This is a genomic window from Micromonospora sp. NPDC048868 (genome assembly GCF_043198195.1).
Classification (GTDB): Bacteria; Actinomycetota; Actinomycetes; order Mycobacteriales; family Micromonosporaceae; genus Micromonospora; species Micromonospora reichwaldensis.
Window position 1 is genome coordinate 153,241 of the sequence record NZ_JBICUN010000001.1, and the last position, 26,264, is coordinate 179,504.

The 26,264-nt window shown below is 73.4% G+C and carries 25 protein-coding genes; 10 read left to right on the forward strand and 15 right to left on the reverse strand.

Annotation, left to right across the window (positions count from 1 at the left end):
• Positions 1-84: 84 nt before the first annotated feature.
• Both ACGFNF_RS00720 and ACGFNF_RS00725 read left to right on the forward strand, forming a co-directional pair.
• A complete protein-coding gene (locus ACGFNF_RS00720; RefSeq protein WP_393164881.1) occupies positions 85-1,443 on the forward strand; it encodes a transcriptional regulator in 1,359 nt (452 codons plus the stop codon).
• 9 nt (positions 1,444-1,452) lie between these two features.
• The gene (locus tag ACGFNF_RS00725) at positions 1,453-2,535 is read left to right on the forward strand and encodes a polyprenyl synthetase family protein (protein WP_357580215.1); all 1,083 of its coding nucleotides are present in this window, start codon (positions 1,453-1,455) and stop codon (positions 2,533-2,535) included.
• A gap of 46 nt (positions 2,536-2,581) precedes the next feature.
• Here ACGFNF_RS00725 and ACGFNF_RS00730 read toward each other — a convergent pair whose 3' ends face one another.
• Positions 2,582-2,974: an Rv2175c family DNA-binding protein gene (locus ACGFNF_RS00730; RefSeq protein ID WP_393164883.1), complete on the reverse strand. Its 393-nt coding sequence runs from the start codon at positions 2,972-2,974 to the stop codon at positions 2,582-2,584.
• Between the two features lie 164 nt (positions 2,975-3,138).
• Here ACGFNF_RS00730 and pknB point away from each other — a divergent pair, with 164 nt between their 5' ends.
• Both pknB and ACGFNF_RS00740 read left to right on the forward strand, forming a co-directional pair.
• Positions 3,139-5,124, forward strand: a complete 1,986-nt coding sequence (pknB, locus tag ACGFNF_RS00735; protein WP_357580214.1) for a Stk1 family PASTA domain-containing Ser/Thr kinase — start codon at positions 3,139-3,141, stop codon at positions 5,122-5,124.
• Positions 5,125-5,126: 2 nt separating this feature from the next.
• Complete coding sequence (locus ACGFNF_RS00740; protein ID WP_357580213.1) at positions 5,127-5,990, forward strand: deoxyribonuclease IV; 864 nt, start codon at positions 5,127-5,129, stop codon at positions 5,988-5,990.
• Positions 5,991-6,009: 19 nt separating this feature from the next.
• Here the strand turns inward: ACGFNF_RS00740 and ACGFNF_RS00745 are convergent, their stop codons facing one another.
• The 4 genes from ACGFNF_RS00745 to ACGFNF_RS00760 form a co-directional block, all read right to left on the reverse strand.
• On the reverse strand, positions 6,010-7,047 hold the full coding sequence (locus ACGFNF_RS00745; RefSeq protein WP_393164885.1) for a threonine aldolase family protein: 1,038 nt from the start codon (positions 7,045-7,047) through the stop codon (positions 6,010-6,012).
• 44 nt (positions 7,048-7,091) lie between these two features.
• Positions 7,092-8,498, reverse strand: a complete 1,407-nt coding sequence (locus tag ACGFNF_RS00750; protein WP_311411588.1) for a class II 3-deoxy-7-phosphoheptulonate synthase — start codon at positions 8,496-8,498, stop codon at positions 7,092-7,094.
• Positions 8,499-8,586: 88 nt separating this feature from the next.
• Complete coding sequence (locus tag ACGFNF_RS00755) at positions 8,587-9,069, reverse strand: hypothetical protein (protein WP_327029149.1); 483 nt, start codon at positions 9,067-9,069, stop codon at positions 8,587-8,589.
• Positions 9,070-9,304: 235 nt separating this feature from the next.
• Positions 9,305-10,930, reverse strand: coding sequence for a glycosyl hydrolase family 18 protein (locus ACGFNF_RS00760; protein ID WP_393164888.1), 1,626 nt, complete (start codon positions 10,928-10,930; stop codon positions 9,305-9,307).
• 169 nt (positions 10,931-11,099) lie between these two features.
• Here ACGFNF_RS00760 and ACGFNF_RS00765 point away from each other — a divergent pair, with 169 nt between their 5' ends.
• Both ACGFNF_RS00765 and ACGFNF_RS00770 read left to right on the forward strand, forming a co-directional pair.
• Positions 11,100-11,594: a glutathione peroxidase gene (locus ACGFNF_RS00765; protein ID WP_151454553.1), complete on the forward strand. Its 495-nt coding sequence runs from the start codon at positions 11,100-11,102 to the stop codon at positions 11,592-11,594.
• Between the two features lie 77 nt (positions 11,595-11,671).
• Positions 11,672-12,103 carry a hypothetical protein gene (locus ACGFNF_RS00770; RefSeq protein WP_393164890.1) on the forward strand — a complete coding sequence of 144 codons (432 nt, stop codon included), beginning with the start codon at positions 11,672-11,674 and terminating at the stop codon, positions 12,101-12,103.
• A gap of 10 nt (positions 12,104-12,113) precedes the next feature.
• Here ACGFNF_RS00770 and ACGFNF_RS00775 read toward each other — a convergent pair whose 3' ends face one another.
• Positions 12,114-12,554 (reverse strand): DUF4259 domain-containing protein, encoded by a 441-nt coding sequence (locus tag ACGFNF_RS00775; protein WP_393164892.1) that lies wholly within the window; start codon positions 12,552-12,554, stop codon positions 12,114-12,116.
• Positions 12,555-12,691: 137 nt separating this feature from the next.
• Between ACGFNF_RS00775 and ACGFNF_RS00780 the strand changes: the two genes are divergently transcribed.
• Positions 12,692-13,603 carry an NADPH-dependent F420 reductase gene (locus ACGFNF_RS00780; protein WP_393164894.1) on the forward strand — a complete coding sequence of 304 codons (912 nt, stop codon included), beginning with the start codon at positions 12,692-12,694 and terminating at the stop codon, positions 13,601-13,603.
• 83 nt (positions 13,604-13,686) lie between these two features.
• On the opposite strand, the gene ACGFNF_RS00785 is transcribed toward ACGFNF_RS00780, so the two are convergent.
• Entirely contained in the window at positions 13,687-14,037 is a 351-nt protein-coding gene (locus ACGFNF_RS00785; RefSeq protein WP_393164896.1) for a DUF2203 domain-containing protein, read from the reverse strand.
• A 169-nt stretch (positions 14,038-14,206) separates the two neighbouring features.
• On the opposite strand from ACGFNF_RS00785, the gene ACGFNF_RS00790 reads away from it, so the two are divergent.
• Positions 14,207-15,499 carry a DUF1343 domain-containing protein gene (locus tag ACGFNF_RS00790; RefSeq protein WP_357580208.1) on the forward strand — a complete coding sequence of 431 codons (1,293 nt, stop codon included), beginning with the start codon at positions 14,207-14,209 and terminating at the stop codon, positions 15,497-15,499.
• 90 nt (positions 15,500-15,589) lie between these two features.
• Here ACGFNF_RS00790 and ACGFNF_RS00795 read toward each other — a convergent pair whose 3' ends face one another.
• From ACGFNF_RS00795 to ACGFNF_RS00820, 6 genes are all read right to left on the reverse strand, one after another.
• Positions 15,590-16,489 carry a nucleotidyl transferase AbiEii/AbiGii toxin family protein gene (locus ACGFNF_RS00795; protein ID WP_393164898.1) on the reverse strand — a complete coding sequence of 300 codons (900 nt, stop codon included), beginning with the start codon at positions 16,487-16,489 and terminating at the stop codon, positions 15,590-15,592.
• Positions 16,486-17,094, reverse strand: coding sequence for a type IV toxin-antitoxin system AbiEi family antitoxin domain-containing protein (locus ACGFNF_RS00800; RefSeq protein WP_393164900.1), 609 nt, complete (start codon positions 17,092-17,094; stop codon positions 16,486-16,488). The genes ACGFNF_RS00795 and ACGFNF_RS00800 overlap by 4 nt, the downstream gene beginning before the upstream one ends.
• A gap of 204 nt (positions 17,095-17,298) precedes the next feature.
• Positions 17,299-18,117, reverse strand: coding sequence for a pyrroline-5-carboxylate reductase (gene proC, locus ACGFNF_RS00805; RefSeq protein WP_327029159.1), 819 nt, complete (start codon positions 18,115-18,117; stop codon positions 17,299-17,301).
• 72 nt (positions 18,118-18,189) lie between these two features.
• On the reverse strand, positions 18,190-19,218 hold the full coding sequence (locus ACGFNF_RS00810; RefSeq protein WP_132236203.1) for a 6-phosphofructokinase: 1,029 nt from the start codon (positions 19,216-19,218) through the stop codon (positions 18,190-18,192).
• A gap of 178 nt (positions 19,219-19,396) precedes the next feature.
• A complete protein-coding gene (locus ACGFNF_RS00815; protein WP_132236201.1) occupies positions 19,397-19,900 on the reverse strand; it encodes a pyridoxamine 5'-phosphate oxidase family protein in 504 nt (167 codons plus the stop codon).
• A gap of 61 nt (positions 19,901-19,961) precedes the next feature.
• Complete coding sequence (locus tag ACGFNF_RS00820; RefSeq protein WP_089003323.1) at positions 19,962-20,459, reverse strand: polyadenylate-specific 3'-exoribonuclease AS; 498 nt, start codon at positions 20,457-20,459, stop codon at positions 19,962-19,964.
• Positions 20,460-20,709: 250 nt separating this feature from the next.
• On the opposite strand from ACGFNF_RS00820, the gene ACGFNF_RS00825 reads away from it, so the two are divergent.
• Positions 20,710-21,402, forward strand: a complete 693-nt coding sequence (locus tag ACGFNF_RS00825; RefSeq protein WP_121400498.1) for a Crp/Fnr family transcriptional regulator — start codon at positions 20,710-20,712, stop codon at positions 21,400-21,402.
• Between the two features lie 53 nt (positions 21,403-21,455).
• On the opposite strand, the gene ACGFNF_RS00830 is transcribed toward ACGFNF_RS00825, so the two are convergent.
• Positions 21,456-21,665 carry a hypothetical protein gene (locus tag ACGFNF_RS00830; protein ID WP_091629607.1) on the reverse strand — a complete coding sequence of 70 codons (210 nt, stop codon included), beginning with the start codon at positions 21,663-21,665 and terminating at the stop codon, positions 21,456-21,458.
• A gap of 163 nt (positions 21,666-21,828) precedes the next feature.
• Here ACGFNF_RS00830 and ACGFNF_RS00835 point away from each other — a divergent pair, with 163 nt between their 5' ends.
• The gene (locus ACGFNF_RS00835) at positions 21,829-25,392 is read left to right on the forward strand and encodes an adenylate/guanylate cyclase domain-containing protein (RefSeq protein WP_357579104.1); all 3,564 of its coding nucleotides are present in this window, start codon (positions 21,829-21,831) and stop codon (positions 25,390-25,392) included.
• A gap of 25 nt (positions 25,393-25,417) precedes the next feature.
• Here the strand turns inward: ACGFNF_RS00835 and ACGFNF_RS00840 are convergent, their stop codons facing one another.
• Positions 25,418-26,125: a lysophospholipid acyltransferase family protein gene (locus ACGFNF_RS00840; RefSeq protein ID WP_357579103.1), complete on the reverse strand. Its 708-nt coding sequence runs from the start codon at positions 26,123-26,125 to the stop codon at positions 25,418-25,420.
• Positions 26,126-26,264 lie beyond the last annotated feature (139 nt).

The window sequence follows — 26,264 nt, forward strand, 5'->3', positions numbered from 1 at the left end:
GCGCGGGGGTCAGCATCCACCGGTGGCGCACGGTCCCGTTCGGGGTACGCGCCGCCGCCACGCCGACACCGTCCCGGAGGACCGATGACGCCGCCCCCGCCGCCCGGCCCGCAACTGCTCGGGCCGTTGCTCGCCCAACTCCGGCTGGCCCGGGGCTGGAGCCAGCTACGGGTCGCGGCCGAGCTCTGCGCCGCGTCCGGTGTGCCCACCCTCAGCCGGCACGAGGTCTCCCGGTGGGAGCGGCAGCTGCGCCTCCCCGGCGACTTCTGGCTGGGCTGGCTCGCCGTGGTCCTCGCGGTGCCGGCCGACCTGCTGACCACCGCCGCCGCCCGCACCCGCAGCCTCGGTCCGCCGCCGGCCTTCGGCGGGTCCCGGCCCCGGGCGGCGCTGCTCGCCCTGGCCCAGCGCTGGCTCGCCGACCCGCGCGCCGTGCTGCTGCCCGGCACGCCCACCCGGCCCGCCGTCCGGGGCGACGGCGCGGGGCCGGTACGGCTGGCGGAGCTGCGCCGGCTCGACGACCTCGTCGGCGGGGCCGACCTGGCCGGGCTCGGGGCGTACCGGCTGGGGCGGGCGGTGCGGGCGCTGTCCGGGTGCGTCCCCTCCGCACGCCCCCGGCTGCTGCCCGAGCTGGCCGAGTCCGCCCAGCTCGCCGGCTGGCTCGCCGCGGACGCGGGGGACGCCGCCGGCGCCCTGGACGCGTACCGGCTGGCACTGCGCGCCGCCGCGACGGCCGGCGACCCGTCGCTCGCCGGGCACGTGCTCGGCTCGGCCAGCCACCTGCTCACCGGCGTCGGCGACCCGGAGGGCGCGCTGGTGCTGGCCCGCACCGCGTACGCGGGGGCACGGCGGTCGGCCAGCCCCGGCCTGCGTGCCCTGCTGCTGCACCGGGTGGCCCTGGCCGCGGCGCTCGGCGGCCGGGCGGGGGCGGCCCGGCAGGCGCTCGACGCGGCCCGCCGGGTGACCGACGCGCCGGAGCCGGGCCGGGAGCCGCCGTGGCTCTACTGGCTCGACGGGCCGGAGTTGGCGGCGATGACCGGGCGCGCGCTGGTCGCTCTGGGCCGACCGCTCCCGGCCGAGGCGCCCCTGCACGCCGTCCGGCGGCGCGGCCCCCGCACCTCCGCGATCTACGGCGGCTGGCTGGCCCGGGGCTACCTGCAACTCGGCGAGGTGGAGCGGGCCTGCGCGGTGGCCGGCGAGGCGCTGCTCGACGCGGTCCGCGCCGGATCGCCCCGCGCGCTGGGCCAACTGACCGAGGTACGCCGACGGCTGGCCGGGCACGGCGACGAGCCGGCCGTCCGGCGCTACCGGGCGCTCGCCGCCTCGGCGGCTCCGTACCTGCCCCGTCCGGGGCCGCCACCTGGGCCGGCCGGCCGGCGGGCTCCCACGTGGCGTGCGGCGCGTCGGCCCCCCGGTGCCGCGACGGGGTCGACCCCGACCGGCTAGCGTCGTGGCGTGACCCACGCTGCTCCTGTTTCCCCCGTCGACCGCGCCGGGCTGCGCCAACGGATCGACAAGGCCCTGACCGAGTTCCTGGCGAGCCAGCGCGCCTGGATGGCCGGGGTCGACGACGCCCTGGCTCCGCTCGCCGAGGCGATCGAGGCGTTCGTCCTCGGCGGCGGCAAGCGACTGCGCCCGGCGTTCGCCTACTGGGGGTTCCGGGGAGCCGGCGGGGTGGACACCGACCAGGTGGTCACCGCCCTGGCCGCGTTGGAGTTCGTGCAGGCCAGCGCGCTCATCCACGACGACCTGATGGACCGCTCCGACACCCGGCGCGGCGAGCCGGCGGTGCACCGGCGGTTCGCGGCCCGGCACCGGGCGTCCGGCTGGGGCGGCGACGCGGACGGTTTCGGCGACTCGGCGGCGATCCTGCTGGGCGACCTGTCCCTGGTCTGGTCCGACGCCCTGCTGCACTCCGCCGGGCTGGACCCGCGCACGGTGGCCCGGGCCCGGCCGGTCTTCGACGCCATGCGCACCGAGGTCACCGTCGGCCAGTACCTCGACGTGCTGACCCAGGTCACCGGGGACACCTCGGTGGAGCGGGCCGGCAAGGTCGCCCGCTACAAGTCGGCGAAGTACACGGTCGAACGGCCGCTGCTGCTCGGCGCCGCGCTGGCCGACGCGCCGGCGGAGGTCCGGGCGGCGTACTCCGCGTACGGGCTGCCGCTGGGCGAGGCGTTCCAGCTCCGCGACGACGTGCTGGGGGTCTTCGGCGATCCCGCCCAGACCGGCAAGCCGGCCGGCGACGACCTACGTGAGGGCAAGCGGACCTACCTGGTGGCGGCAGCCCTGGAGACGACCGACGGGGCGGGCCGGGAACTGCTGCTCGGCGGGCTCGGCGATCCCGGGCTGGACGAGTCCGGGGTCACCCGGCTGCGCGAGCTGATCGACGGCAGCGGGGCGCTGGCGCGTACGGAGCAGCGGATCGGTGTGCTGACCGACACCGCGTTGGCGGCGCTGGCCGCCGTCGACCTGGACACCGAGGCCCGGCAGGCCCTGGTCGACCTGGCCATCGCCGCCACCCGCCGCGCCGACTGACCCGCTGACCGGCCCACCCGCGCGGGGGCGAGGGGCAAGGGCAGGGTCAGAAGCCCAGGGCCTGGGCCCGGCGCTTCACCTCGCGGGCCTGGTCGCCGGCGAGCGCCTTCGCGGGGGCGCCGCCCGGCAGGGTGTCGTCCGGCTCGTAGAGCCAGCGCAGCGCACCCTCGTCGTCGTAGCCCCCGTCGGCCAGCAGGTTGAGCACGCCGGGCAGGTGCTTCAGCACCGTCTGGTTGGCCACCAGGTCGGCCGGTATCCGGCGGACGCCGTCGCGGCGTACCGCGATCAGCTCCCGGTCCCGGATCATCTGGTGGACCTTGCTGATCGACACGTCGAGGCGCTCGGCCACGTCCGGCAGGGTCAGCCAGTCGGCGGCGTCGGCGGGGCCGGCGGATTCGGGGCCGGGCACGGCCCGGTCGGCGGGTACTGAGTCGGTCACCGGACCACCCTGCCATGCCCCGCCCGGTCGGCGTCAACAGCACCCCCACGAGCCGGCTGAGCAGGGCCGACGGGGGAAGCGAGCGCGGCGGGGCAGTCCTGGTCGCACCCCATCTGTAGCATCCTGTTCAACCTTCACCCCCTGGACACATAGACTCCCTGCCGATGGACACACAGGTCGCCGACACGTTGCTGGGCTCGCTGATCGACGGGCGCTACCGCATCCGCGGTCGCGTGGCCCGTGGCGGCATGGCGACCGTGTACACCGCCACCGACGAACGCCTCGAGCGCACCGTCGCACTCAAGATCATTCATCCGTCCCAGGCCCCGGCACCAGGGGCGCGGACGGCGGGCTTCGTGGAGCGGTTCACCGACGAGGCGAAGACCATCGCCCGGCTGACCCACCCCAACGTCGTCGCCGTCTACGACCAGGGCAGACACTCGGGCCTGCCCTACCTCGTGATGGAGTACGTCCGCGGTCGCACCCTGCGCGACGTGCTCGCCGAGCGGCGCCGACTCAACCCCGACGAGGCGCTGGCCATCGCCGAGCAGATGCTCGCCGCGATCGCCGCCGCGCACCGGGCGGGGCTTGTGCACCGCGACGTGAAGCCGGAGAACGTGCTGGTCGCCGAGGCCCCCACCGGCGGCGCGGCCAACCTGGTCGACAGCGTCGTCAAGGTCGCCGACTTCGGGCTGGCCCAGGCGGTCGAGGCGAGCGCCGACGAGGAGAACGGCAACCAGTTGATGGCCACGGTCGCGTACGTGGCCCCGGAGCTGGTCACCGACGGGCACGCCGACCCCCGCACCGACGTCTACTCCGCCGGCATCGTGCTGTTCGAGATGCTCACCGGCCGGGTGCCCTACGACGGGGACCGTCCGGTCGACGTCGCCTGGCAGCACGTCGACAACGACGTCCCGACGCCGTCGACCCTGGTGCCCGGCCTGCCCAGGGCGCTCGACGAACTGGTCGCCCGGGCCACCCGGCGTGATCCGGGCGCCCGGCCGACCGACGCCGGCGCGTTGCTGGCCGAGGTGCAGGCGGTCCGGGACGACCTGGGCGACGCGAACACGCGTACCGCCGTGTTGCGCCGGGTGTCCGACGAGCCGATGGCCGGGCCGACCATGATGGTCGCGGCGGTCCAGCCGGCCCAGCGGCCCTCCTGGGCCCGGCTGCCCGAGGGCGCCGCCCCTCGGGCGGGCCGTCGCCGGGCCGAGCCCGACGAGGGCGAGGGCCTGTGGTCGCGGCTGTCCGCGCTGCGCACCCGGGTGATGGGCGACCCGCGCGGCCGCCGGGCCGTCATCGCCGCCGCGGTGGTGCTGGTCCTGCTGGTCGCCGGCGGCGGCTGGTGGCTGGCGGCCGGACGCTACACGGAGGCTCCGCAGCTGGTGGCGATGACCAAGGCCGAGGCGGAGGCGCAGGCCGCCCGCGTCGGGGTCGTCCTCAGCTACGCCGATCCGCGCTACGACGAGAAGGTCCCGAAGGACGCCGTCCTGGCGCAGGACCCGGCCTCGGCCACCCGGATCGTCAAGGGCGGCACGATCACGCTGACCCTCTCGCTGGGGCCGGAGCGTTTCCCGGTGCCCGACGTGGTGGGCAAGGAGTTCGAGCTCGCCGAGGCGGACCTGCTCGACGCGAAGCTGGTGGTGGCGAAGGGCACCGCCCGCTACGACGACAACCTGCCCGCGGGCGTCGTGTTGGAGACCAACCCGAAGGTCGGCGCCGAGGTGAAGCCGGGCGACAAGATCACGGTCGTCCTCAGCAAGGGCAAGGCCCCGATCTCCGTGCCCAACCTGGTCGGCAAGAGCCTGGGTGAGGCCAAGACAATCCTCGCCCAGCTGGGCCTGGAGCTGGTGGAGCCCACCTACAAGGACTCCGACAAGCCCAAGGACGAGATCCTCGGGCAGAGCCCGGCCGACGGCACCGGGGTGGAGCGGGGAGCGAAGGTCAAGCTGGAACTCAGCAAGGGCCCGCCGCTGGTCGCCGTGCCCCGGGTCATCGACCTACCCTGCCAGCAGGCCAAGCAGCTCCTGGAGAGCCAGGGCTTCCCGGTGGCGATCCAGTTCAACCCGAACGGCATCACCCGGTTCCAGAACCCGCCGGAGAACACGCAGGTGCCGCCGGCCACCCCGGTCACCCTCGGATGCATGTAGCGATGCCGGCACCGCAGCGGCTGGTCGGCTCGCACACGCCCACCTCCGGCGGCCTGGCGAGGGCCGCCCTGCCGTACGCCGACGCGGCCGGCTCGCGGGTCGTGCAGGTCTACGTGTCCAACTCGCGGGGCTGGGCGCTGCCGGCCGGCGACCCGGCCCAGGACGTGGCGTTCCGCGACGGCTGCGGCGAGCGGGGCGTGCCCGTCTTCATCCACGCGTCCCTGCTGGTCAACCTCGGCTCCCCCACCGCCAACACGGTCGAGCGGTCTGCCGAGACGCTCGCCCACGCGCTGCGCCGGGGCCGGGCGATCGGCGCCGAGGGTGTGGTCTTCCACGCCGGCAGCGCGGTCGACGAGGGGTACGCCGAGGCCGCCATGCGGCAGGTACGCGAGACGCTGCTGCCGCTGCTCGACGAGGCGGCGGCAGCGGACGGCCCGCGGCTGCTGGTCGAGCCGAGCGCGGGCGGCGGTCGCTCGCTCGCCTCCCGCGTGGAGCAGCTCGGGCCCTACCTCGACGCGGTGGAACGGCACCCCTGGCTCGGGGTCTGCTTCGACACGTGCCACGCCTGGGCGGCGGGGCACGACCTGGCCGCCGAGGGCGGCATGACCGCGACGCTGGACACGCTCGTGGCGACGGTCGGGGCCGACCGGCTCCGGCTGGTGCACGCGAACGACTCGAAGGACCTCTGCGGCTCCACCCGGGACCGGCACGAGAACATCGGCAAGGGCACCATCGGCGAGCCGGCGTTCGCCGAGCTGATGGCGCATCCGGCCACCGCCGGCGTCCCGGTCGTGGTGGAGACGCCGACGGAGAAGCACGTCGGCCACGCCGCCGACATCGCCACCCTCAGGCGCCTGCACCCCTGACGCGGGGCCGGCGGGGCGGTCAGCCCCGCAGGACGCGGGTGAGGACCTCGACGGCGCGGTCGATGCCGGCGTCGTCGACGTCCAGGTGGGTGACCAGGCGGGCGGTGCGGGGGCCGAGCACCGAGACCAGGACGCCCTCGGCGCGGGCGGCGGCGGCCAGGGCGTGCGCGTCCAGCGGCGCCTTGGTCAGGTCCAGCGGCACCAGGTTGGTCCGGACGGTCGTGGCCAGCACCCCGAACGGGGCGATCGCCTCGGCGAGCCGGGCCGCCTTAGCGTGGTCGGCGGCGAGCCGGTCGACGTGGTGGGCCAGCGCGTACCGGCCGGCGGCGGCCAGGATGCCCGCCTGCCGCATCCCGCCGCCCATCCGCTTGCGGATCACCCGGGCCCGCGCGATCTTGTCGGCGCTGCCGACGACCAGCGAGCCGACCGGCGCGCCGAGCCCCTTGGAGAGGCAGACCGACAGGGTGTCGAAGAGGGCGCCGTACCCGGCCAGCGGCACGCCGTCGGCGACGTGCGCGTGCCAGATCCGGGCCCCGTCGCAGTGCAGGGCCACGCCCGCGTCGTCGGCGACCCGGCGCAGCTCGCGCAGGGTGGCCAGCGGGATCACCCCGCCACCGCCGCGGTTGTGGGTCTGCTCGACGGCGATCGCCCGGGTGGGGACCGCGTGGTAGCCCTCGGGACGGACCATCGCGGCGACGACGTCCGGGTCGAGGTCCGCGCCCACCGGTGACCAGGTCCGCGAGGAGATGCCGCCGTACGCCGCAGCGGCCCCGATCTCGTACGTCACCACGTGCGCGTCGGCGTCGCAGAGCAGTTCGTCGCCCGGCGGCACCACCAGTTGCAGGGCGATCTGGTTGGCCATCGACCCGCTCGGGGCGAACAGCGCCGCCTCGTGCCCGAACAGCGCGGCGACCTCGGCCTCCAGCGCGTTGACGGTCGGGTCCTCGCCGTAGGCGTCGTCGCCGACGTCGGCGGTGGCCATCGCCTCCCGCATCCCCGGCGTGGGCCGGGTCACGGTGTCCGAACGAAGATCGACGAACACGTCAGCCACTGTCATCCCTCCGGCTGCCGACTGCGGGGCTCGCAAGCTCACTCCTCGCGTCAGCCACGGAGCATCTCCGCCACGAGGAAAGCCAGCTCCAGCGACTGCTGGGTGTTCAGTCGCGGGTCGCAGGCGGTCTCGTAGCGGCCGGGCAGGTCGAGGTCCTCGATGCCCTGGGCGCCGCCGAGGCACTCGGTGACGTCCTCACCGGTCAGCTCCACGTGCAGGCCGCCCGGGTGGGTCTCCAGGCCCCGGTGCACCTCGAAGTAGCCGAGCACCTCGTCGACGATGCGGTCGAAGTGCCGGGTCTTGTAGCCGTTGGACGACTCGTGCGTGTTGCCGTGCATCGGGTCGCACTGCCAGACCACCTTGGCGCCGGCGGCCGTCACCTTCGCCACGATCGGCGGCAGGGCGTCGCGGACCCGGTGGTTGCCCATCCGGCTGATCAGGGTGAGCCGGCCGGGGACGTTCTCCGGGTTGAGCTTCTCGCAGAGCTCGATCGCCTCGTCCGGGGTCGTCGTCGGGCCGAGCTTCACGCCGATCGGGTTGGCGATGCGGGAGATGAAGTCGATGTGCGCCCCGTCGATCTGCCGCGTGCGCTCGCCGATCCACAGGAAGTGCCCGGACAGGCCGTACGCCCGGCGGTCGGATACCCGGGTCAGCGCCCGGTCGTACTCCAGGGCGAGGGCCTCGTGCGAGCAGTAGAGGGTGACGGTGCGCAGCGCCTCGTCGTCGGTCATCCCGCAGGCCCGGATGAAGGCCAGCGCCCGGTCGATCTCGCGGGCGATCGCCTCGTAGCGCTCGCCGGCCGGGGAGTTCTTGACGAAGCCCTTGTTCCAGTCGTGCACGGCGTGCAGGTCGGCCAGCCCGCCGGCCAGGTACGCGCGGAGCATGTTCATCGCGGCGGCCGAGTTCGCGTACGCCCGGATCATGCGCTGCGGGTCGGCGGCCCGGGCCTCCGGCGTCGCCTCCAGCGAGTTGATCATGTCGCCGCGGTAGGCGGGCAGGCCGCGCGCGTCGGTCGGCAGCGACCGGGGCTTGGTGTACTGCCCGGCTACCCGGGCCACCTTGACCACCGGCAGCGAGGCGCCGTAGGTGAGCACGATCGCCATCTGGAGCAGGGTGCGGGCGTTGGCCAGCAGGTGGCTCTCGGTGTTGTCGGCGAAGGTCTCCGCGCAGTCGCCGCCCTGGAGCAGGAAGGCCTTGCCCTCGCACACCAGCGCCAGCCGCTGCCGCAGCTGGTCGACCTCGTAGGGCGCCACCACCGAGGGCACGGTGTCGAGCACCTTGCAGACCTCGGCGACCTCCGCCGGGTCCGGCCACGGCGGAATCTGTGTGCGCGGCAGCTCCCGCCAGCGGTCGAGGCCGAGGGCCGCGTCCTCGGCGGAGTCGACGGTCGGACGGCTGGTCTGCAGCCCAGGGCTGCCCACCGCGGGATGGCTCAGCTGATGCCACTCATGGCGCATGACAGAAAGCGTACGGCGAGCGGCCCGGCGGCCGACCGGCGAGGGGGATGGTTCCGGCAGGTGAGAGCGGGCTCACCCGGGAGGCGGGTCAGGGCGTGGCCGCGGGGGCCGGGGTGTTGCCACCCGGCGCCTCGGCGGCGATGCACCAGTCGGCGCCGTCGCGGGTGACCGTGAACAGCAGCGGCCGGGTGAGCGTGCGGGAGCCGGCGGCGACCGAGATCGACGTGCTCACCTCCTGGCCCCGGGGACCGGAGCGGATGTCGGTGATCTCGGCCTGCGGCACCGTGAAGTGGTCGGCGAAGTCGCCGTTGGGGCCGGTCGCGGCGGCGTCGAAGCTCTCCTGGAGGGCGGCGCAGAGCTGGCTGCGCCCGGCCGCGACGTCCTTGGCGGTCATCGCGTCGAGGTAGGCCTGCACCCGCTCCCGCGACTTCGTGGTGGCCTCCTCGGCCGGGGCCCGCCCGGGCTTGGTCGCCGGGTCCTCCTCCTCGCCGATACCGCAGCCGAGCAGGACGAGGGGAAGGGTCCCGAGCAGCACGGCGCCCGCCGCGAGCCTCCCGCGCGTCGCGCGCATCGCCACCTCCGTCGCCGTGGACATCGAGCCCGTTGAGCGGCGAGTCTGTCACATCGACGCACATGCCCGGACGCCGCCGCGCCCGAACCGCCGGTCACCGGCACGCGACGTGCCCGTCACCGAACGCCACCGGGCCGACGCGGGACACTCCCCCGCGTCGGCCCGGACACAACGGGCGGGGAGGGACCGGTGCGCGGTCCCTCCCCGCCGTGTGGGTGGTGCGTCGGCCCTCGGCTCAGCCGAGACCGCCCTTGATGGCGCCGATCAGCTCGCCGTTGCCGGTGTCACCGGAGAGCTCCCAGAAGAACGCGCCACCGAGGCCCTGGTTCTTCGCGTACGTCATCTTGCCGTTGATCGTGGAGGGGGTGTCGTAGCTGTACCAGTTGTTGCCGCACTTGGCGTACGCCGTACCCGCGACCGTGCCGGTGGCCGGGCAGGTGTTCTTGAGGACCTTGTAGTCCTCGATGCCCTGCTCGTAGGTGCCCGGGGCGGGCCCGGTGGCGGTGCCGCCCGGCGCGGCCTGGGTCACGCCGGTCCAGCCCCGGCCGTAGAAGCCGATGCCGAGCAGCAGCTTGTCCGACGGAATGCCCTTGCTCTTGAGCTTCTGGATCGCCGCGTCGGACCAGAAGCCCTGCTGCGGGATGCCGGCGTACGAGGTGAGCGGGGAGTGCGGGGCGGTGGGGCCCTGCGCGTTGAAGGCGCCGAAGTAGTCGTACGTCATCGGCATGATCCAGTTGAGGTTCGCCGCGGCGCCCGCGTAGTCGGTGGCGTCGATCTTGCCGCCGTTGCTGCCGTCCGCCGTGATCGCGGCGGTGACGAGCGCGGACGAGCCGAACTTCGACCGCAGCGCGCTGACCACGTTCTTGAAGGCGTTCGGGCCGCTGCTGTCGCAGGTGAGCCCACAGGCGTTCGGATACTCCCAGTCGACGTCGATGCCGTCGAAGACGTCCGCCCAGCGCGGGTCCTCGACCAGGTTGTGGCAGCTCTCGGCGAACGCGGCCGGGTTCTGCGCGGCCTGGGTGAAGCCGCCCGACCAGGTCCAACCGCCGAAGGACCAGATCACCTTGAGGTTCGGGTACATCTTCTTGAGCTTGCGCAGCTGGTTGAAGCTGCCGCGCAGCGGCTGGTCCCAGGTGTCGGCGACGCCGTCGACGCTGTCCGCCGCGGTGTAGGCCTTCTCGTAGTCGGCGTAGCTGTCACCGATGGTGCAGCGGCCACCGGTGGTGTTGCCGAAGGCGTACAGGATGTGGGTCAGCTTGGCGGCCGAGCCACTCGTGTGGATGTTCTTCACGTGGTAGTTGCGGGCGTAGACGCCCCACTGCGCGAAGTAGCCGACGACCTTCTTGCCGCCCGGGCCCGGCGGCGGGGTGGTCGGCGGGGGCGTGGTCGGCGGCGGGGTGGTGGGCGGCGCCGTGGTCGGCGGGGTGGTGGTCGGCGGCGCGGTGGTGGGGGGCGGGGTGCCGCCGCCACACGGCGCGCCGTTGATCGTGCAGTTCAGCGGCGCCTTGTACGCGCCGGTGCCGTTGTAGCCCCAGCTGAACGAGGCGCCCGCCGCGATCGGGCCGGCCCAGCTCTTCTTGACGGCGACGTAGTGGTCGCCGGAGCGCGTGACGTCGGCGTCCCAGGAACTGCTGATGCTGGTGCCCGACGGCAGGTCGAACTCGATGCGCCAGGTGCTCACCGGGGCGCTCGTCCCGTTGGTGACGGTCACCCGCGTCTCGTGACCGGTCCCCCAGTCCTGCGCCTTGGCGAAGCCGGCGGTCACGCTGCCGGCGCCGAACGCACTGGCCATCGGGACCGTGGCGGCGGTGACCGCCATCACGGCGCCGACCCAGAGGGCCCGGCGGAGCGATCTCTTCATGCGGCGTCTCCCTAAACAGTTAGGAAACTTTCCAGATTGTTGGTGAGACGCTACTCACGCCGTCATCCATTCGTCAAGATGTCGATGTATCGATTTGCCTTGGGAGCGCGACCAGCCCTCCGGGCGCTCCCCCGGGCGACGGCCCGGCGACGCCACGTAGCCTCCACCCATGACTGTCTTCGACACCCGGATCGACGCCCTGGCCGGAGGTCCGGCCGACCTCGCGCGGTACCGCGGACGCGCGCTGCTGGTGGTCAACGTCGCCTCGCGCTGCGGCCTCACCCCGCAGTACGCCGGCCTCCAGGCGCTGCACGACGAGTACGCCGACCGCGGCCTGGTGGTGCTCGGCGTGCCCTGCAACCAGTTCGCCGGCCAGGAGCCGGGCACCGCCGCCGAGATCAGCGACTTCTGCCAGGTCAACTACGGGGTCACCTTCCCGCTGACCGAGAAGGTCGACGTGAACGGCCCCGGCCGCCATCCGCTCTACGCGGCGCTGGTCGGCACGGCCGACGCGGAGGGTCACGCCGGCGACGTGCGGTGGAACTTCGAGAAGTTCCTCGTCGCCCCGGACGGCACGGTGGCGGCCCGGTTCGCGCCCACCGTCGAGCCCGGCTCGGCCGACCTGCGCGCCGCGATCGAGAAGGTGCTGCCCCCGGCCGCCTAAGGCACCCGCCTCGACCGTGCCGCTGTGTGCCGAACGGACTACGATCGGCGACACCTGGTCCGAGTGGAGGGGGCGGGATGTTCTTCGCGGTGCAGCCGGCACTCACACCGGGCCAGGTCCCGCCCGAGCACCACGTCAGCATCCAGCGTCCGCTCGACGCCGGCCGGGTGGTGCTCGACGCCGCCGTGCCCGACGACGTGCTGCGCGACCACGGCCGCCTGCGGCACCTCCCGCCGGCTCCCGGGCACCTCGACGGCGCGGCACGGCACCGCTTCACGCTGGAACACCTGCGCGGCCGGTTCGAGGACGCGACGTCCTACATCCGGATGTCGCCCGAGGACCTGCCGCCGTTCGCCCGGGAGCTCCTCGCGGCGGCCGGGCCGGTGGTGCTCGTCTGGACCGACCCGACGACCGGCGAACGCGTCGAGCGGGTGGTGGTGGCGGTCCGGCGCGACGGCGATCCGGGCGGTCGGAGCGTGCGCACCCCGCCCGGGCCCCGCCGGCTGTGACCCTCGCGCCTCAACCCCCGACGACGGCGGCCCCGGTCGGATTGGCCAGCGCGGCCCGGATCGGGGCGAGCGCGGCGGCGAACTCGTCGAGCTCCCCCGCCTCCTCCCAGAGCTCGGCCAGCTCGGACCCGTCGGCGAGCACCCGGTCCAGCGCCCGCAGGGCCAGCGCCGGCAGCTCCGCGGTGAGCGTCAGCCGCCCGCCGGCGGTGAGGAAGTCCGGCGCGTACGCCGAGTCGACCGGCGGGCCGCCGGGAAGGTGCGCGGCGACCACCGCCGACGCCGCGACCGCCTTGGCGCCGGGCCACGAGTCCAGGAAGTCGCCCTCCCGCACCGCCTCGCGCAGCGCCAGCTCGACCAGTCGGGGCCGCCGCTCCGGCGACGCCTCGTCGAGGTCGGCACACCAGTCCGCCGCAGCGTCGTTGTCGAACGGTCCCGCCGCCCACGTGCCCATCGCACTCCCCGTTCCGTGTTCGCAAGTGGAGGCAGGCTAGCCGCCGGGGCCGACATCGTTCCCGCCGTGACGCGTTGCGGGGCCGCCCGGCGGGCGTTGTCCCGAAGCCGGCCCCCAGCCCTCGGGCCGGCAGTACGTTGGGCGGGCGGCGCAGGCCGTCACCGCGCTGCGCGCGGCGGGGACACCGACTGGTCCGACGCCGCGCGGGCCGCCCCGCCGGGCCGGCGACCCCACACCGGCCCGGCGCTCGTCGGCGGGCCGGCCGGTCGGCCCGCCAGGCACCAGACACCAGGCACCAGACACCAGACACCAGACGGAATTGTCGACCATACCGGTGGGGAATACCGTCGCCGCGAACGAGGTTGGGGACCGACATGACAACTGTGGGACTGATCGGCAGTGGACACATCGGCGGCACGGTGGCGCGGCTGGCGGTGGCCGCCGGCTACGACGTGGTGCTGAGCAACTCACGCGGCCCGGAGACCCTGAAGGATCTCGTCGAGGAGCTGGGCCCGCGCGCCCGGGCGGCCACGGTCAGCGAGGCCGCGGAGGCCGGCGACCTGGTGGTCGTCACCATCCCGCTGAAGGCGTACCGGGACGTGCCGGTCGAGCCGCTGGCCGGCAAGCTCGTGCTGGACACCAACAACTACTACCCGGAGCGGGACGGCCGGTTCCCCGAGCTCGACTCGGGCTCCACCACCAGCAGCGAACTGCTCCAGCGGCACCTGCCGCAGTCGCGGGTGGTCAAGGTGTTCAACAACATCTTCTTCAAGCACCTGCACGCGCTGGCCCGGCCGACCGGCGCCGAGGACCGCAGCGCGCTGCCCGTCGCCGGCGACGACGCGGGCGCGAAGGCGGAGGCCACCGCCTTCCTCGACCGGATCGGCTACGACGCCGTGGACGCCGGCGCCCTCGCCGAGAGCTGGCGCTACCAGCCGGACAGCCCCGCCTACGGGACCATCTACTCGGCCGACCCGGCGGACTGGGAGCGCGAGGCGCCGGCCGACGCCGCCAGGGTGCGGGCCGCCCTGACCGAGGCCACCCGCTGAGCGATCACCCCTCCGGCCGGCTCCGCCGCACGTCCCTGGCCTGACGCACCGCGGGCGTAGCCGACGGGCCGGCCGGGCCGGGGTCAGAGCGGGCGGCGGCCGGCGAAGCCGCACTCCACCCGGTGGTACCAGCGCACGTCGGTGTCCCCCTCCAGCCAGCACCAGAGCACCGGCCGGCCGTCGCGCTCGCCGGGGAAGTCGAGCAGGACCGGCGCGATCCCCTTCACCTGGATGTCGTGGGAGTGCAACTCCTCGACGAGGGCGTGCAGCCGCGCCTCCAGCCCCTTGACCTCGGCGAGCCCGCCGAGCGGGCTGGCGCCCCGGTCGGCCAGGTCGACGCGCAGCTCGGCCAGGTCGGCCCGCAGCCGGATCAGCTCGTCGACGCGCGGGCGCAGGGCGGCGATCAGGTGGCGGGCCTGGGCGAGGGTGAACACCGGGCCAGTATGGAGCACCGCCCGACCGGTGGGACCGCAGCACGCGCCGCCGAGGCGGCAGGTCCGACAGCGCCGCCGGCCGGACCCGTTCACCCCCGCTTTGTAGCTAACCTTCCTTGACGGGGCATCAACGTGTAGCTAAGTTTCGACCAAACGACGGGAGGGTCGAATGGAGCGAAGGAAGTTCCTGGCCGGAGCAGGTGCGGTGACCGCGGGGGCGGTCGCGGCGACGGCACCCGGCGCGGCCGGTCACGCCGCGCCCGGCATCCGCCACGTGGAGACCGGGCTAGACGTGCTCGTCCGGTCCGACTTCGCCGAACTCGCCGGCCAGCGGGTCGGGGTGATCTCGAACCCCACCGGCGTGGACTCGGCCTACCGGCACCTGGTCGACCTGATGCACGCCTCCGGCACGGTGCGGCTGGCCGCCGCCTTCGGCCCCGAGCACGGCTTCCGCGGCTCGGCGCAGGCCGGCGGCAGCGAGGGCACCGGCATCGACGCCCGCACCGGGATCACCGTCTACGACGCGTACGGCGCCTCGCTGGCCAAGTGGGAGACCATGTTCACCCAGGCCGGCGTCGACACCGTCGTCTTCGACATCCAGGACGTCGGCGCCCGCTTCTACACGTACATCTGGACCATGTACACCTCGATGATGGCCGCGGCCCGCGTCGGCAAGCGGTACGTGGTCCTGGACCGGCCGAACCCGGTCGGCGGCCGGGCCTACGGGCCGATGATGACCGCCGGTTTCACCTCCGGGGTGGGCCTGAAGGAGATCGTCCAGCAGCACGGAATGACCGTCGGCGAGCTGGCCCGGTTCTTCAACGCCGAGTTCCTCCCCGCCGAGGCCGGCCGCCAGGTCGACCTGCACGTCGTGAAGTGCCGGCACTGGAAGCGCGACAAGCTGGCCGCCGACACCGACCTGCCCTGGGTGCTGCCCAGCCCGAACATGCCCACCACGGACACCGCGCTGGTCTATCCCGGCACCGGACTGTTCGAGGGCGTCGCCTCGCTCACCGAGGGCCGGGGCACCTGCAAGCCGTTCGAGCTGATCGGCGGGCTGGCCGACGACTTCGACTACCACTGGTCCGACCGGCTCAACGCCCGCGAGCTGCCCGGCGTCGAGTTCCGCGAGGCGTACTTCACGCCGACGTCCGCCGGGCAGAAGCCCGCGCTGCTCAACAAGCTCTGCGCCGGGGTCGAGGTCAAGGTCGTCGACCGCGCGAAGTACGACCCGATCCGCACGGCGGTCGCGATGCTGGTGGAGGCGCACAAGTACGAGGCGTTCGCGTGGCGGCGCGACTCGTGGGACACCGTGCGTCCGTACTGGATCGACAAGCTCACCGGGTCGCCGCGGCTGCGCACGATGATCGACGCGGGCGCCGACGTGGACGACGTGGTCGGCGCCTGGGCCGACGAGCTGGCGGCCTTCAACCAGCAGCGCAAGCCCCACCTGCTCTACTAGGAACGTCCGGCCGTCCGTCGCCCGGATCGCGGGCGGCGGACGCCGAACGGAAGCTGCGGATCGGTATCCGCACGCCCACCTCGACTGCGGTCACCTGCCAGTCCACGTCGAGGCCGCCGCGATCCAGGTTTGCCCACGGCAGGTTCCGGCCAGCGCGGGGTCGGCGAGCCCCGACACCCGCTGCAACACCTCGCCGAAGTCCCGAGGAAGCCGGTCGTCGAGGCGGTGTTTACGGCGCCAAGCCGCCCATCGTGGTTGCGCCAGCGCCGCATATCCGTCGAGCGCGCGACTCAGCGGCGCACGCGTCACCTCGCGGTATTCAGCGACCCGCTGCACCGCCGCCGCCAGGTCGTCGCCGTCGACATCGTGCCGATTCGACAGCAGATAGACGTCGGCGAAATCGCGCCAACGGGTGTTCGCCTCGCCGCGCTGCAGTGCCGTCACCAATTTCTCCGCGTGCACCATCGGAAGCGGATAGCCGGTGACGATGATTTCCCCGTCGAGCAGACGCGGCAGCTTGACCTGCTGCGGATCGGGCCAGATCGGGTCGCCCACGTTGACGTCGACGTGGAAGGTCAGACGCGCGGCGGCGAGAGTGCCGGCCAGGGTGACGCGGACTCCGGAGTACACGTCGTCGTCTCGGATCGTCTCGGCGCCTGCGCCCGCCGAGTCGAACACGAGACCGTCGTCGAGGTGCAGAGCCGCGATCTGGCGGACGATGCCGAGCACCTGGTCGGTGTCGTTGGAGATCCATCGACCTTGAAGATCCACGTCGCGGGTGGGCCGCCGGGCGGCGTAGGCGGCGAGTAGCACACCGCCCTTGAGGACGAGCTTGTCCGCGTACGGGGACTGAGTCACCCGGGCGAGGAAACCCTCCAGGGCGTAGACCTGGTGCAGCTCATCCGTGGGACGACCCGTGCGGCGGGCGAGGTTCTGCAGGTCGAGATAGGCGCGGCCAGCGACAGTGGAACGGGTCGGGCGTGTCGTCACAGCAGGATCTCCAGCGCCTCTCGAAGGGGGCGCTCGGCCTTGGGGAAGTGCCGAGCCATCGTCAGCAGCGCCGACGGCGATGCGCCGCTCCGCCGCAGCCAGCGCCTCAGCGACGCGTACGCCAGTTCCGGCCCTTCCTGGTGCCGCAGGCGGACGGCATCGAGGATGCTGCGCTCAGGGTTGTAGAGCCCGATCGAGGTCTCCGGATCCAGGCGCAGCTCGGTGCGACCGATCTGGAACGTGGCCGGGTCGAACGAGTGCCAGGCGACCGGCGACGTGGTGGCGGGCCGATGCTGCCCGCGAGGTAGCGCGACGTCGATGCGAGCGGGAATTTCATCAGTAAGACCGTGCCGGGCAAGGGCCGTGACCAGGCATAGTGTGGCTGACGGAGCGCGACTGGCGACTTCGATGAGATCGATGTCCGCCGCCTCGGTATCAGGTCGCCGGTAGAGACCTCTGCCGACACGTTCGACGAGCCCTCGATCGCGCAGCCGGTACAACTGCCACTCCGAAAGGCCGGCTTCGAGGGCTTGGGAATAGGTGAAGGTCGCCGGGAGCCCACGCAGCGGCGTGTTCTCAGCCCCCGACCCGTCCGCCGACTTCACAAGGAAACTCTATACAGGTCGGGGGCACCTGTAGCGGATTTCCTTGCCTGTCTCCCGGCGCGCCGTGCTGCGAACCAACTTCCGAAGGGCCAGCGAGGGTATGGGTGGCGACCTGGGCCGGGCCACCAGGTCGGGCCGCCGCCCACGCCAGCGGCGCAGCGCCGCCGCCGGGACCCGACGGCCGACGACCGTCGGCGGTGCGACTCAGTCGGCCTGGGCGGCCAGTTCGCGGGCGCGGTCGCGGGCCGCCTCCAGGGCGGCGAGCAGCGCCGCGCGTACGCCGTGCTTCTCCAGCTCGCGCACGGCGGAGATGGTGGTGCCGGCCGGCGAGGTGACCGCCTCGCGCAGCTTCACCGGGTGCTCGCCGGAGTCGCGTAGCATCACGGCCGAGCCGATGGCGGTCTGCACGATCAGCTCGTGCGCGACCTGCCGGGGCAGGCCGAGCAGGATGCCGGCGTCGATCATCGCCTCGACCAGCAGGTAGAAGTACGCCGGCCCGGAGCCGGAGAGCGCGGTCACCGCGTCCTGCTGGGACTCGGGCACCCGGACGGTCGAACCCAGCGGCTTGAACATCTCCTCGGCCAATGCCAGGTGCGTGCCGGTGGCGTGGGCGCCGGCGGAGATCGCCGTCATCGCCTGGTCGACCAGGGCAGGGGTGTTGGTCATCACCCGTACCACGGGCGTGCCCTCGGGCAGCCGGCGGTTGAAGAAGCTGGTCGGCAGGCCGGCGCAGAGGGAGATGACCAGCTTGTCGGCGGGCACCTTCGGCCCGATCTCGTCCAGCAGCGTCGCCGCGTCCTGCGGCTTGACGGAGACGGCGAGCACCTCCGCCTCGGCCACGGCGGTGAGGTTGTCGACCACCCGGATCCCGTAGCGGGCGGTCAACTCCTCGGCGCGGGCGGGCCGGCGGGCGGTGGCGAGCAGCCGGTCGACCGGCCAGCCCGACCGGAGCAGCCCGGAGAGCATCAGCTCGCCGATCTTGCCGGCCCCGATGACCGCGACCGTGTGCACCGAACCCGCCATCGCCGTCGTACCCCCTCGAAGTGGACCGGCGTCGCGACGGGCCAAACGGCCCGCCGCGACGCCGGGGATGGATCAGCTGCCGAAGAAGACCTCGGCCTCGGCGTACCGCTCCAGCGGCACGGTCTTCAGCTCGCGGGTGGCCTCGGCCAGCGGAACGCGGACGATGTCCGTGCTCTGCATGGCGACCATCTTGCCCCAGTCGCCCTCGTGGACCGCGTCGATCGCCTGGAGGCCGAGCCGGGTGGCGAGCACCCGGTCGAAGGCGCTCGGGGTGCCGCCACGCTGGATGTGCCCGAGCACGACGGTGCGGGCCTCCTTGCCGGTCTTGGCCTCCAGTTGCTCGGCGAGCCACTGGCCGATGCCGCCGAGGCGGACGTGGCCGAACGCGTCGAGCTCCTGGTTGTGCAGGACCATCTGGCCGTCGAGCGGCTGGGCGCCCTCGGCGACCACGACGATCGGGGCGTACTGGTGCTGGAAGCGCTTCTCGACGTAGCCGGCGACCTGCTCGACGTCGAACTGCCGCTCCGGCAGCAGGATCACGTTGGCGCCACCGGCCAGGCCGGCGTGCAGGGCGATCCAGCCGGCGTGCCGGCCCATCACCTCGACCACCAGGGTGCGGTGGTGGCTCTCGGCGGTGGTGTGCAGCCGGTCGATCGCCTCCATGGCGATGTTCACGGCGGTGTCGAAGCCGAAGGTGTAGTCGGTGGCGCCGAGGTCGTTGTCGATCGTCTTCGGCACGCCGATGACGTGGACCCCGAGCTCGTGCAGCTTGGTGGCCACGCCGAGGGTGTCCTCGCCGCCGATCGCGATGAGCGCGTCCACGCCCTGCGCGGCGAGGTTCTCCTTGATCCGCTCGACGCCGTTCTCGATCTTGAAGGGGTTCGTCCGGGACGAGCCGAGGATGGTGCCGCCGCGCGGCAGGATGCCGCGGACCTCCGCGATGCCCAGGGGGCGGGACAGGCCCTCCAACGGGCCCTTCCAGCCGTCCCGGAAACCCACGAACTCGTGGCCGTAGCTGGCGACGCCCTTGCGGACCACCGCCCGGATGACCGCGTTGAGACCTGGGCAGTCGCCGCCGCCGGTGAGCACGCCGATACGCATGATCGCTCATCCTCCTGGGAGCATCAGGTGAAGCCCGATTTGCCCCAGGATATGTGTCGAATCAAGACCATCGGCGCCGTTGCCGGCCCGGGGCGGGCCGTCAGTGCGCACTGTAGTCGCCGCGGGCGTACGCCGACACCGCGCCCCGGGCCGGTCTCACCGGCGGACGGTCTACCGGTCAGTAGCTGACCTCGTGGTTCTCCCCCACCTCCGGCGGCTTGCCGGTCACCGCCGCCTTCGCGTAGCCGAACAGGTTCACCACCGTGCTCGACGGAGAGTCCCAGTACTCCGCGGATCCGGCGTGCACCTTGAGCAGGGTGAGTCCCGGGGTCTCCAGCCCGTCCGGGAACCAGGCCTTGAGCACCGGGTTCCACAGCTGTTCGGCCTTCGCCCGGTCGTACTCCTCCCGGGCCGTGCCCGCGACCGACACCCAGGAGTTGCGCCGGGAGTCGGAGAAGGAGACGTTGACCTCGGGGTTCACGCGGATCTGCCGGACCTTGGCGGAGTCGGCGTACGCGAAGAACCACAGGTCGCCGTCGAACTCCGCCTCCTGCAACCCCATCGGGCGGCTCACCATCCGCCCGTCCACGGCGATCGTGGTCAGCATGCAGATGCGGGCCTCGCGGACCAGCTCGGTCACCCGGCGCCGGGCCTCGGCGGCGTTGGTCGGTTCGTTGCTCATTGGGACTCTCCCTCACATCGGCTCGACGTCGCACCGGTGCCCGGGACAGAACCGACCAAACCTACGAACCGGTCATCGCCCGCCACCGGGCCAGGTTGTGCCGGGCATCGACCAGCGCGTCGTGCCGCGCCGCGTCGGCGTCCGGCAGCGGCGGCCGGCCCCGGTCGTCCCAGAGTTGGCGCAGGTCCTTGGTGAACCGGGGGATCTCCCGGGGCAGCGCCGGCATGGCGCCCCACAGCTGGGCCAGGGCGACGTGGTCGTACGCGGCGTACCAGGCCCACAGCTCCAGTTGCTCGCCCGGGCGGTCGCGGACCGGCTCGACGAGGAAGTCGTACAGCTCGTCGCGGATGCGTTCGCGGGAACGCCAGGCGCGGTTCGCCGGGGAGGGCAGCTTGTCGAGCACGTTGCGGCGCACCCAGGGCACGGCCCGCGAGTCGTCGAACTCGGTCGAGACGGCGTAGAACTCGCGGCCGTACTCGTCGACGACGCCGATCGACACGAGGTCGACGAGCCGGCCGTCCTCGATGAACTCGCAGTCGTAGAAATAGCGGTAGACCATCGCCCGTCATCCTCGCCCACGCCCTCGGCGTCCCGACGACCGGGGCGGCCGGACCGCCCCCCACCACGCCGGTCGTCGCAGCTCGGGAGTGTCACGGAAGTGATTTGAGGGGTGTACAGCAAGCGACCGGACCGTCATGATCTGATGTGTACCGCTACCGGACGCCGAACCGGTGTCAGTTCACCTCGTCGAGGCCTTCAGGTTCACCCGGTGAGCGAGTTGTGGTCCTTGACCGGGGAGGGGTTGGACCGTGGAGATGCGCCTGCCGGAGCCTGGTGACGCGCTCACGGGTGTGGAGATGTTCGCCGGGCTGGAGCCGGAGGTCCGGCAGCGGGTGATCGCCGCGGCGGTCCCCCGCACGTACCGCAAGGGCCAACTGCTCTTCGTCGAGAACGACCCCGGCGAGTCCCTCATCGTCCTGCGTCGGGGCGCGGTAGCGGTCTTCCGCACCGCGCCGACCGGCGAACGCGCCGTCCTGTCGGTCATCCGTCCGCCGGACGTGCTGGGCGAGGTCTCCCTGCTCGACGCCTCCACCCGGTCCGCCTCGGCCGAGGCGATCGAGGACTGCGCCGCGCTCGCGCTGTCCCGGGGCGCGTTCATGGAGCTGGTGCACTCCAACCCGCGCATCCTCGACGCGGTGATGCGCTCGCTCGGCGGGCTGATCCGACGGCTGACCGAGCAGAACGCCGACCACGTCTTCCTTGACCTGCCCGGCCGGGTGGCCAAGACCCTGGTGCGGCTGGCCGGCGAGAGCCAGGCCCCGATGATCACCATCGAGCTCAACCAGAGCCAGCTCGCGGAGATGGCCGGCGGCTCGCGGCAGAGCGTCAACCAGGCGATCGGATCGTTCGCCAACCGGGGTTGGCTGCGCACCGAGGGCCGGCGCATCGTGGTCACCGACGTCGCGGCGCTGCGCCGCCGCGCCGGCATGAGCGAGCGCTGAGGCGTACGCGAAAAAGGGCCGGAGCAGCCGCTCCGGCCCTTTCGTGCGGGGTGTCAGGGAGTGTTGCTGCCCGGCCCGACCCAGTTGGTGCTGCCCGGCCCGACCCACTCCGTGCCGTCCTTGCCGCCACCGGACTGCTCGCTGACGATCCCCTGCGCCTGGAGCGCGGCCAGCGTGGCGGCGTCCACGTCGACGGAGTCGCCCGCGAGGTGGCTGACCCCGCTGCCGTCGGTCCAGTCGCTCTGCAACATCACGTACACCATCGGGAATCCCCCTGTGGTCAATGGTCGACATTCAGCCGCCTGACTGTAACCGTAGGGCCGCCCGGTGGACTGTCCACAAGCCAACAGCCCGGTACCCGACAGCTGGGCGGACGGCGATACTGACACCGGAACGGTGCCGATCACGGCGCCGGCGGGATCGCGAGTGGAGGGCGTCATCGCCACGCAGTGTGACCGCTGTGGACGCACGGCCGCCTCGGGCGACCGCTTCTGCGGCGGCTGCGGCAACGAGCTGGGCGCGGTCTGTCCGCACTGCCTGCGCCCGCTCGCTCAGGACGTGGCGTTCTGCACCTCCTGCGGCGCCGCCCGGCCGGGCAGCGAGCGACAGCCGGCCCCGCAGGAGGACCGCCGCCGGGTCAGCGTGCTCTTCGTCGACCTGATCGACTTCACCCCGTACGTCGAGCGGGCCGACCCGGAGCTGGTCCGCGGCATGCAGACCGGGTTCTTCTCGGCCGCCCGCCGCGTCGTGGGGCAGTACGGCGGGGTGGTCGAGAAGTACATCGGCGACGCGGTGATGGCGCTGTTCGGCGCGCCCGTGGCGACCGAGACCGACGCGCTGCGCTGCGTGCGGGCCGGCCTGGAGCTGCAACGGGTGCTGACGCGGTTCACCCCCACCGGCGCCGACGCGCTGCGCTTCCGGGTCGGGGTGGCCACCGGCGAGGCGCTTGTCGACGTGGCCGCCGCCCGCGACGGCGGCCAGGCGATCGTGGCCGGCGACGTGGTCAACACGGCCTCCCGGATGCAGTCGGTCGCGCCGCCGGGCGGGGTGCTGGTCTGCGGCGTGACGCACGCCCTCACCCGGGACGCGATCCGCTACTCGGAGCAGCCGCCGGTCACCCTGCGCGGGCGGTCGACGACGACCGAGGTGTGGCTGGCCCTGTCCCCGGTCCGCCGGCAGCCGACGGACCGGCAGCCGGACGTCACGCCGCTGATCGACCGCGAACACGAGCTGGGGATGCTGGTCAACGCCCTGCACCGGTCGCTGCGCGACCGCCGCCCGCAGGTGGTGACCGTCTTCGGCCGGGCCGGGCTGGGCAAGAGCCGGCTGGTCCGGGAGCTGTACCGGCACGTGGACCAGCTGGTCGACGAGCCGCTGACCTGGCGGATCGGGCGGTGCCCGCCGTTCGGCGAGAACGTGACGTTCGCGGCGCTTGCCGACATCGTCAAGTCCGAGGCCGGCATCCTGGACACCGACCCGGCGTCGAGCGCGGCGCAGCGGCTCGCCTCGGCCGTCGGCGAGCTGGTCGGCCCGGGCGAGCGGCAGCGCCTCGTCGACGCCCTGCGGCCCCTCGTCGGGCTGCCGGGGACCGCGCTGCCGGCCGAGGAGACCGGGTCGGCGTGGCGGCGTTTCCTGCTCGCCCTGGCCGCGCGCCGGCCGACCGTGCTGGTCTTCGAGGACCTGCACTGGGCCGACGACGCGATGCTGCGCTTCGTGGAGCTGCTCGGCACCGCCGCCCGGGACGTGCCGCTGCTGCTGCTCTGCACCGCCCGGCCGGAACTCGTCGACCGGGACCCGAGCTGGGCGGGGACGATCACCGGCTCGGTGACCATCACCCTGCCCCCGCTGCGGGACACGGGCATCGCCGCGCTCTACGCCCACATGTTCGGCCGGGCGGCGTTCTCCGCCGACATGCTCACCCCGCTGATCGAGGTGGCCGGCGGCAACCCGCTCTACGCCCACGAGTACGTCCGGATGCTGATCGAGCAGGGCGCGCTGCGCCAGTCCGTGCGGGGCTGGTCGCTGGAGAAGCACCTCGACCTGCCGATGCCGGAGAGCGTGCACGCCGTCATCGCCAACCGCATCGACCTGCTCGACGCCAAGGAGCGCACGGTGCTGCTGGCCGCCGCCGTCGTCGGCGTGCAGTTCTGGCCGGGAGCCGTGGCCGCCGCGCTCGGGCAGCCCGTCGAGTCGGTGGAGCGCGCGCTGCGCCGGCTGGAGCAGCGGGACTTCGTGCACGAGCAGGCCGCCTCCACCATGGCGGGTCAGCCGGAGTACCGGTTCCGGCACGTGCTGGTGCGCGACGTCTGCTACCAGCGGCTGCCCCGTACCGAGCGGGTGGCGCGGCATGAGCGGACCGCGCAGTGGCTGGACATGCTCTCGCAGAGCCGGGACACCGACCTGGCGGAGGTGCTGGCCCACCACCGCTGGGCGGCCCACGAGATCGCCCGGTCGCTGGGCATGGAGATCGCCCGCTTCGCCGGCCCCGCCCGGGCCGCGCTGCACCGGGCGGCCCGCCGGGCGTACGCGCTGCACAGCCTCGACGTCGCGGCGAGCCACGCGGGCCGGGCGCTCGGGCTGGCCGACGACTCCGACCCGCTCGACCGGCTCCAGCTCGAGCTGCTCAGCACCGAGATCTCCTTCTACCGCGACGGCAACGTCTTCCTCTCCGGCGGCGGGCCCGAGCAGGTGCAGGCGCTCGCCGACCGGCTGCTGGCGCACGACGACGACGCCTGCGCGGCGCGCGCCTGGACGCTGCTCGGTCAGGCCGCGTGGCTGCGCGCCGACCGGGCCGCCGCGCTCGCCTGCCTGGACCGGGCCGTCGAGCTCTTCGACCCGCTGCCGGACAGCCCGCAGAAGGCGGACGCCTACGCCGAGCTGGGCCGGCTGCACATGCTGAACTACGAGCGTGATCCGGCGGTCGCCGCAGCCGACCGGGCGGCGGCGATCGGCGAGCGGCTGAGGCTGACCGAGACCCGCACCAACGCCCGGATCACCTCGGCGATCGCCCGCTACCAGGCGGGTGACCGGTCCGGCCTGGACGACCTGCACGCGATCGTCGAACTCAGCCGCGCCAACCAGCTGATCGCCCTGCCCCGGGCCATGCAGAACCTCGCCTACGCCGTCTGCGAGGAGGGTGACTGGCTGCGCTCGGACGCCCTGCTCTCGTCGTCGCCGACCCGCAAGGCCAGCGGGCAGACGCTGACCACGAGTTACTCGGCCGAGGCGATGCGCGCCTGGTTCGAGGGCGACTTCGACCGGCTGCTGGCCGCCGCCGAGGCCTTCGTGGACACCCCGACCGGCAGCTGGGACATGCAGGTCCGCGGCCTTCGCTCCTGCCTGCTGGTACTGCGCGGCGAACGGGTGCCGCCGGCGCGCTCCCACTCGGACGACGACGCCGCCGCCACGTACAGCGACGACGTGGCGGCCGCGCTCGACGCCGCCCGGCGCAGCGGTTTCCACCGGCCGCACTGGACGATGCTGGGGATGGGCGCGCTCTGCCGGGCCCTGCAGGGACGCCGGCAGGAGGCGACGGCGCTGATCGACGAGCTGGCCGACTCCTGGTCGGCGGTGCCCGCCATCGCCAGCGGCGAGTGGATCCCGGCGGCCGGATACGCGGCCAGCCTCGCCGGGCGGGAAGCGGCGGCACGGGTACGCGCGATGCTGGACCGGGTGGGTCACCGCACACCCTGGTCCGAGGCGGCGCGCCGAACGGTGGCCGGTGCGCTGGCCGCCGCGGACGGCGACCACCGGCGGGCCGCGGAGTTGCACCTGGCCGGCGCCGAAATCTACGCCGGCATCCCGGACGTGACGGACCGGATGCTGGCGTTGACCTTCGCGACGGTGGAGCTGGAGCGGGCCGGCGAGTCGACGGCGGGCCGCCCGGAACTGGCCGAGCTGCGCGCCTTCGCGCTGCGCAACGACGCCCCCGTCCTGCTGAACCTGGCCCGCCCCCCGACGACCGCCGCCGACACCGCCCTGGCCTGCTGACCGGGCGACGCGGGCGGGCGGCCCGTCAGGCGGGGACCGGCTCGCGGGGGACCGGGCCCGCGGGCGGGCTCTTGGCCTTCTGGGCGTACATGTCGACGTACTCGCGGCCGGAGAGCTCCATCAGCTCGTACATGATCTCGTCGGTCACCGCGCGCTCGACGTACCGGTCACCGGCCATCCCGGCGTAGCGCGAGAAGTCCAGCGGCGGGCCGAACCGGATCCGCACCCGGGCGATCTTGGGGATCAGCTTGCCGGGCGGCTGGATCTCGTCGGCGTTGAGCATCGCCGTCGGGATGACCAGGGCGCCGCTCTCCAGGGCCAGCCGGGCCACGCCGGTCTTGCCGCGGTAGAGCCGGCCGTCCGGCGAGCGGGTGCCCTCGGGATAGATGCCGGCGATGCCACCGGCGCGCAGCACCCGCAGCTGGGTGTCCAGGGCCGCCCTGGCCGCCCGGCCGCCCGAGCGGTCGACCGGGATGGTGCCGGAGCCGACGAAGAACATCTTCGTCAGCCAGCCCTTGACGCCCTTGCCGGTGAAGTACTCGGCCTTGGCGATAAACGTCACCCGCCGCTTCACTACCAGCGGCGTGAAGATCGAGTCGGAGAACGACAGGTGGTTGCTGGCGAGGATCACCGGCCCGGTGTCGGGCACGTGGTGCAGCCCCTCGACCTGCGGGCGGAAGACCAGCCTCAGCAGCGGGCCGAGGAGCACGTACTTCATCAGCCAGTACAGCACCGGCGTCCTTTCCACAGGTGGTCGCGAGGCCGCCGCGTCGCCACGGGTCGTCGTGGGCATGAGCCTACGAACCCGATGCCGGCCGCCACAACGTGATCCGGCCCGCGTGGCGCGCAGCGTCCATCCCGGACATCCGCCG

Bases quoted from the DNA above. Each gene is read 5' to 3' on its own strand.
- ACGFNF_RS00720 (WP_393164881.1), top strand. From the start codon at position 85: ATGACGCCGCCCCCGCCGCCCGGCCCGCAACTGCTCGGGCCGTTGCTC.
- pknB (WP_357580214.1), top strand. From the start codon at position 3,139: ATGGACACACAGGTCGCCGACACGTTGCTGGGCTCGCTGATCGACGGG.
- ACGFNF_RS00740 (WP_357580213.1), top strand. From the start codon at position 5,127: ATGCCGGCACCGCAGCGGCTGGTCGGCTCGCACACGCCCACCTCCGGC.
- ACGFNF_RS00745 (WP_393164885.1), bottom strand. From the start codon at position 7,047: ATGACAGTGGCTGACGTGTTCGTCGATCTTCGTTCGGACACCGTGACC.
- ACGFNF_RS00750 (WP_311411588.1), bottom strand. From the start codon at position 8,498: ATGCGCCATGAGTGGCATCAGCTGAGCCATCCCGCGGTGGGCAGCCCT.
- ACGFNF_RS00755 (WP_327029149.1), bottom strand. From the start codon at position 9,069: ATGCGCGCGACGCGCGGGAGGCTCGCGGCGGGCGCCGTGCTGCTCGGG.
- ACGFNF_RS00760 (WP_393164888.1), bottom strand. From the start codon at position 10,930: ATGAAGAGATCGCTCCGCCGGGCCCTCTGGGTCGGCGCCGTGATGGCG.
- ACGFNF_RS00765 (WP_151454553.1), top strand. From the start codon at position 11,100: ATGACTGTCTTCGACACCCGGATCGACGCCCTGGCCGGAGGTCCGGCC.
- ACGFNF_RS00770 (WP_393164890.1), top strand. From the start codon at position 11,672: ATGTTCTTCGCGGTGCAGCCGGCACTCACACCGGGCCAGGTCCCGCCC.
- ACGFNF_RS00775 (WP_393164892.1), bottom strand. From the start codon at position 12,554: ATGGGCACGTGGGCGGCGGGACCGTTCGACAACGACGCTGCGGCGGAC.
- ACGFNF_RS00790 (WP_357580208.1), top strand. From the start codon at position 14,207: ATGGAGCGAAGGAAGTTCCTGGCCGGAGCAGGTGCGGTGACCGCGGGG.
- proC (WP_327029159.1), bottom strand. From the start codon at position 18,117: ATGGCGGGTTCGGTGCACACGGTCGCGGTCATCGGGGCCGGCAAGATC.
- ACGFNF_RS00810 (WP_132236203.1), bottom strand. From the start codon at position 19,218: ATGCGTATCGGCGTGCTCACCGGCGGCGGCGACTGCCCAGGTCTCAAC.
- ACGFNF_RS00815 (WP_132236201.1), bottom strand. From the start codon at position 19,900: ATGAGCAACGAACCGACCAACGCCGCCGAGGCCCGGCGCCGGGTGACC.
- ACGFNF_RS00820 (WP_089003323.1), bottom strand. From the start codon at position 20,459: ATGGTCTACCGCTATTTCTACGACTGCGAGTTCATCGAGGACGGCCGG.
- ACGFNF_RS00830 (WP_091629607.1), bottom strand. From the start codon at position 21,665: ATGGTGTACGTGATGTTGCAGAGCGACTGGACCGACGGCAGCGGGGTC.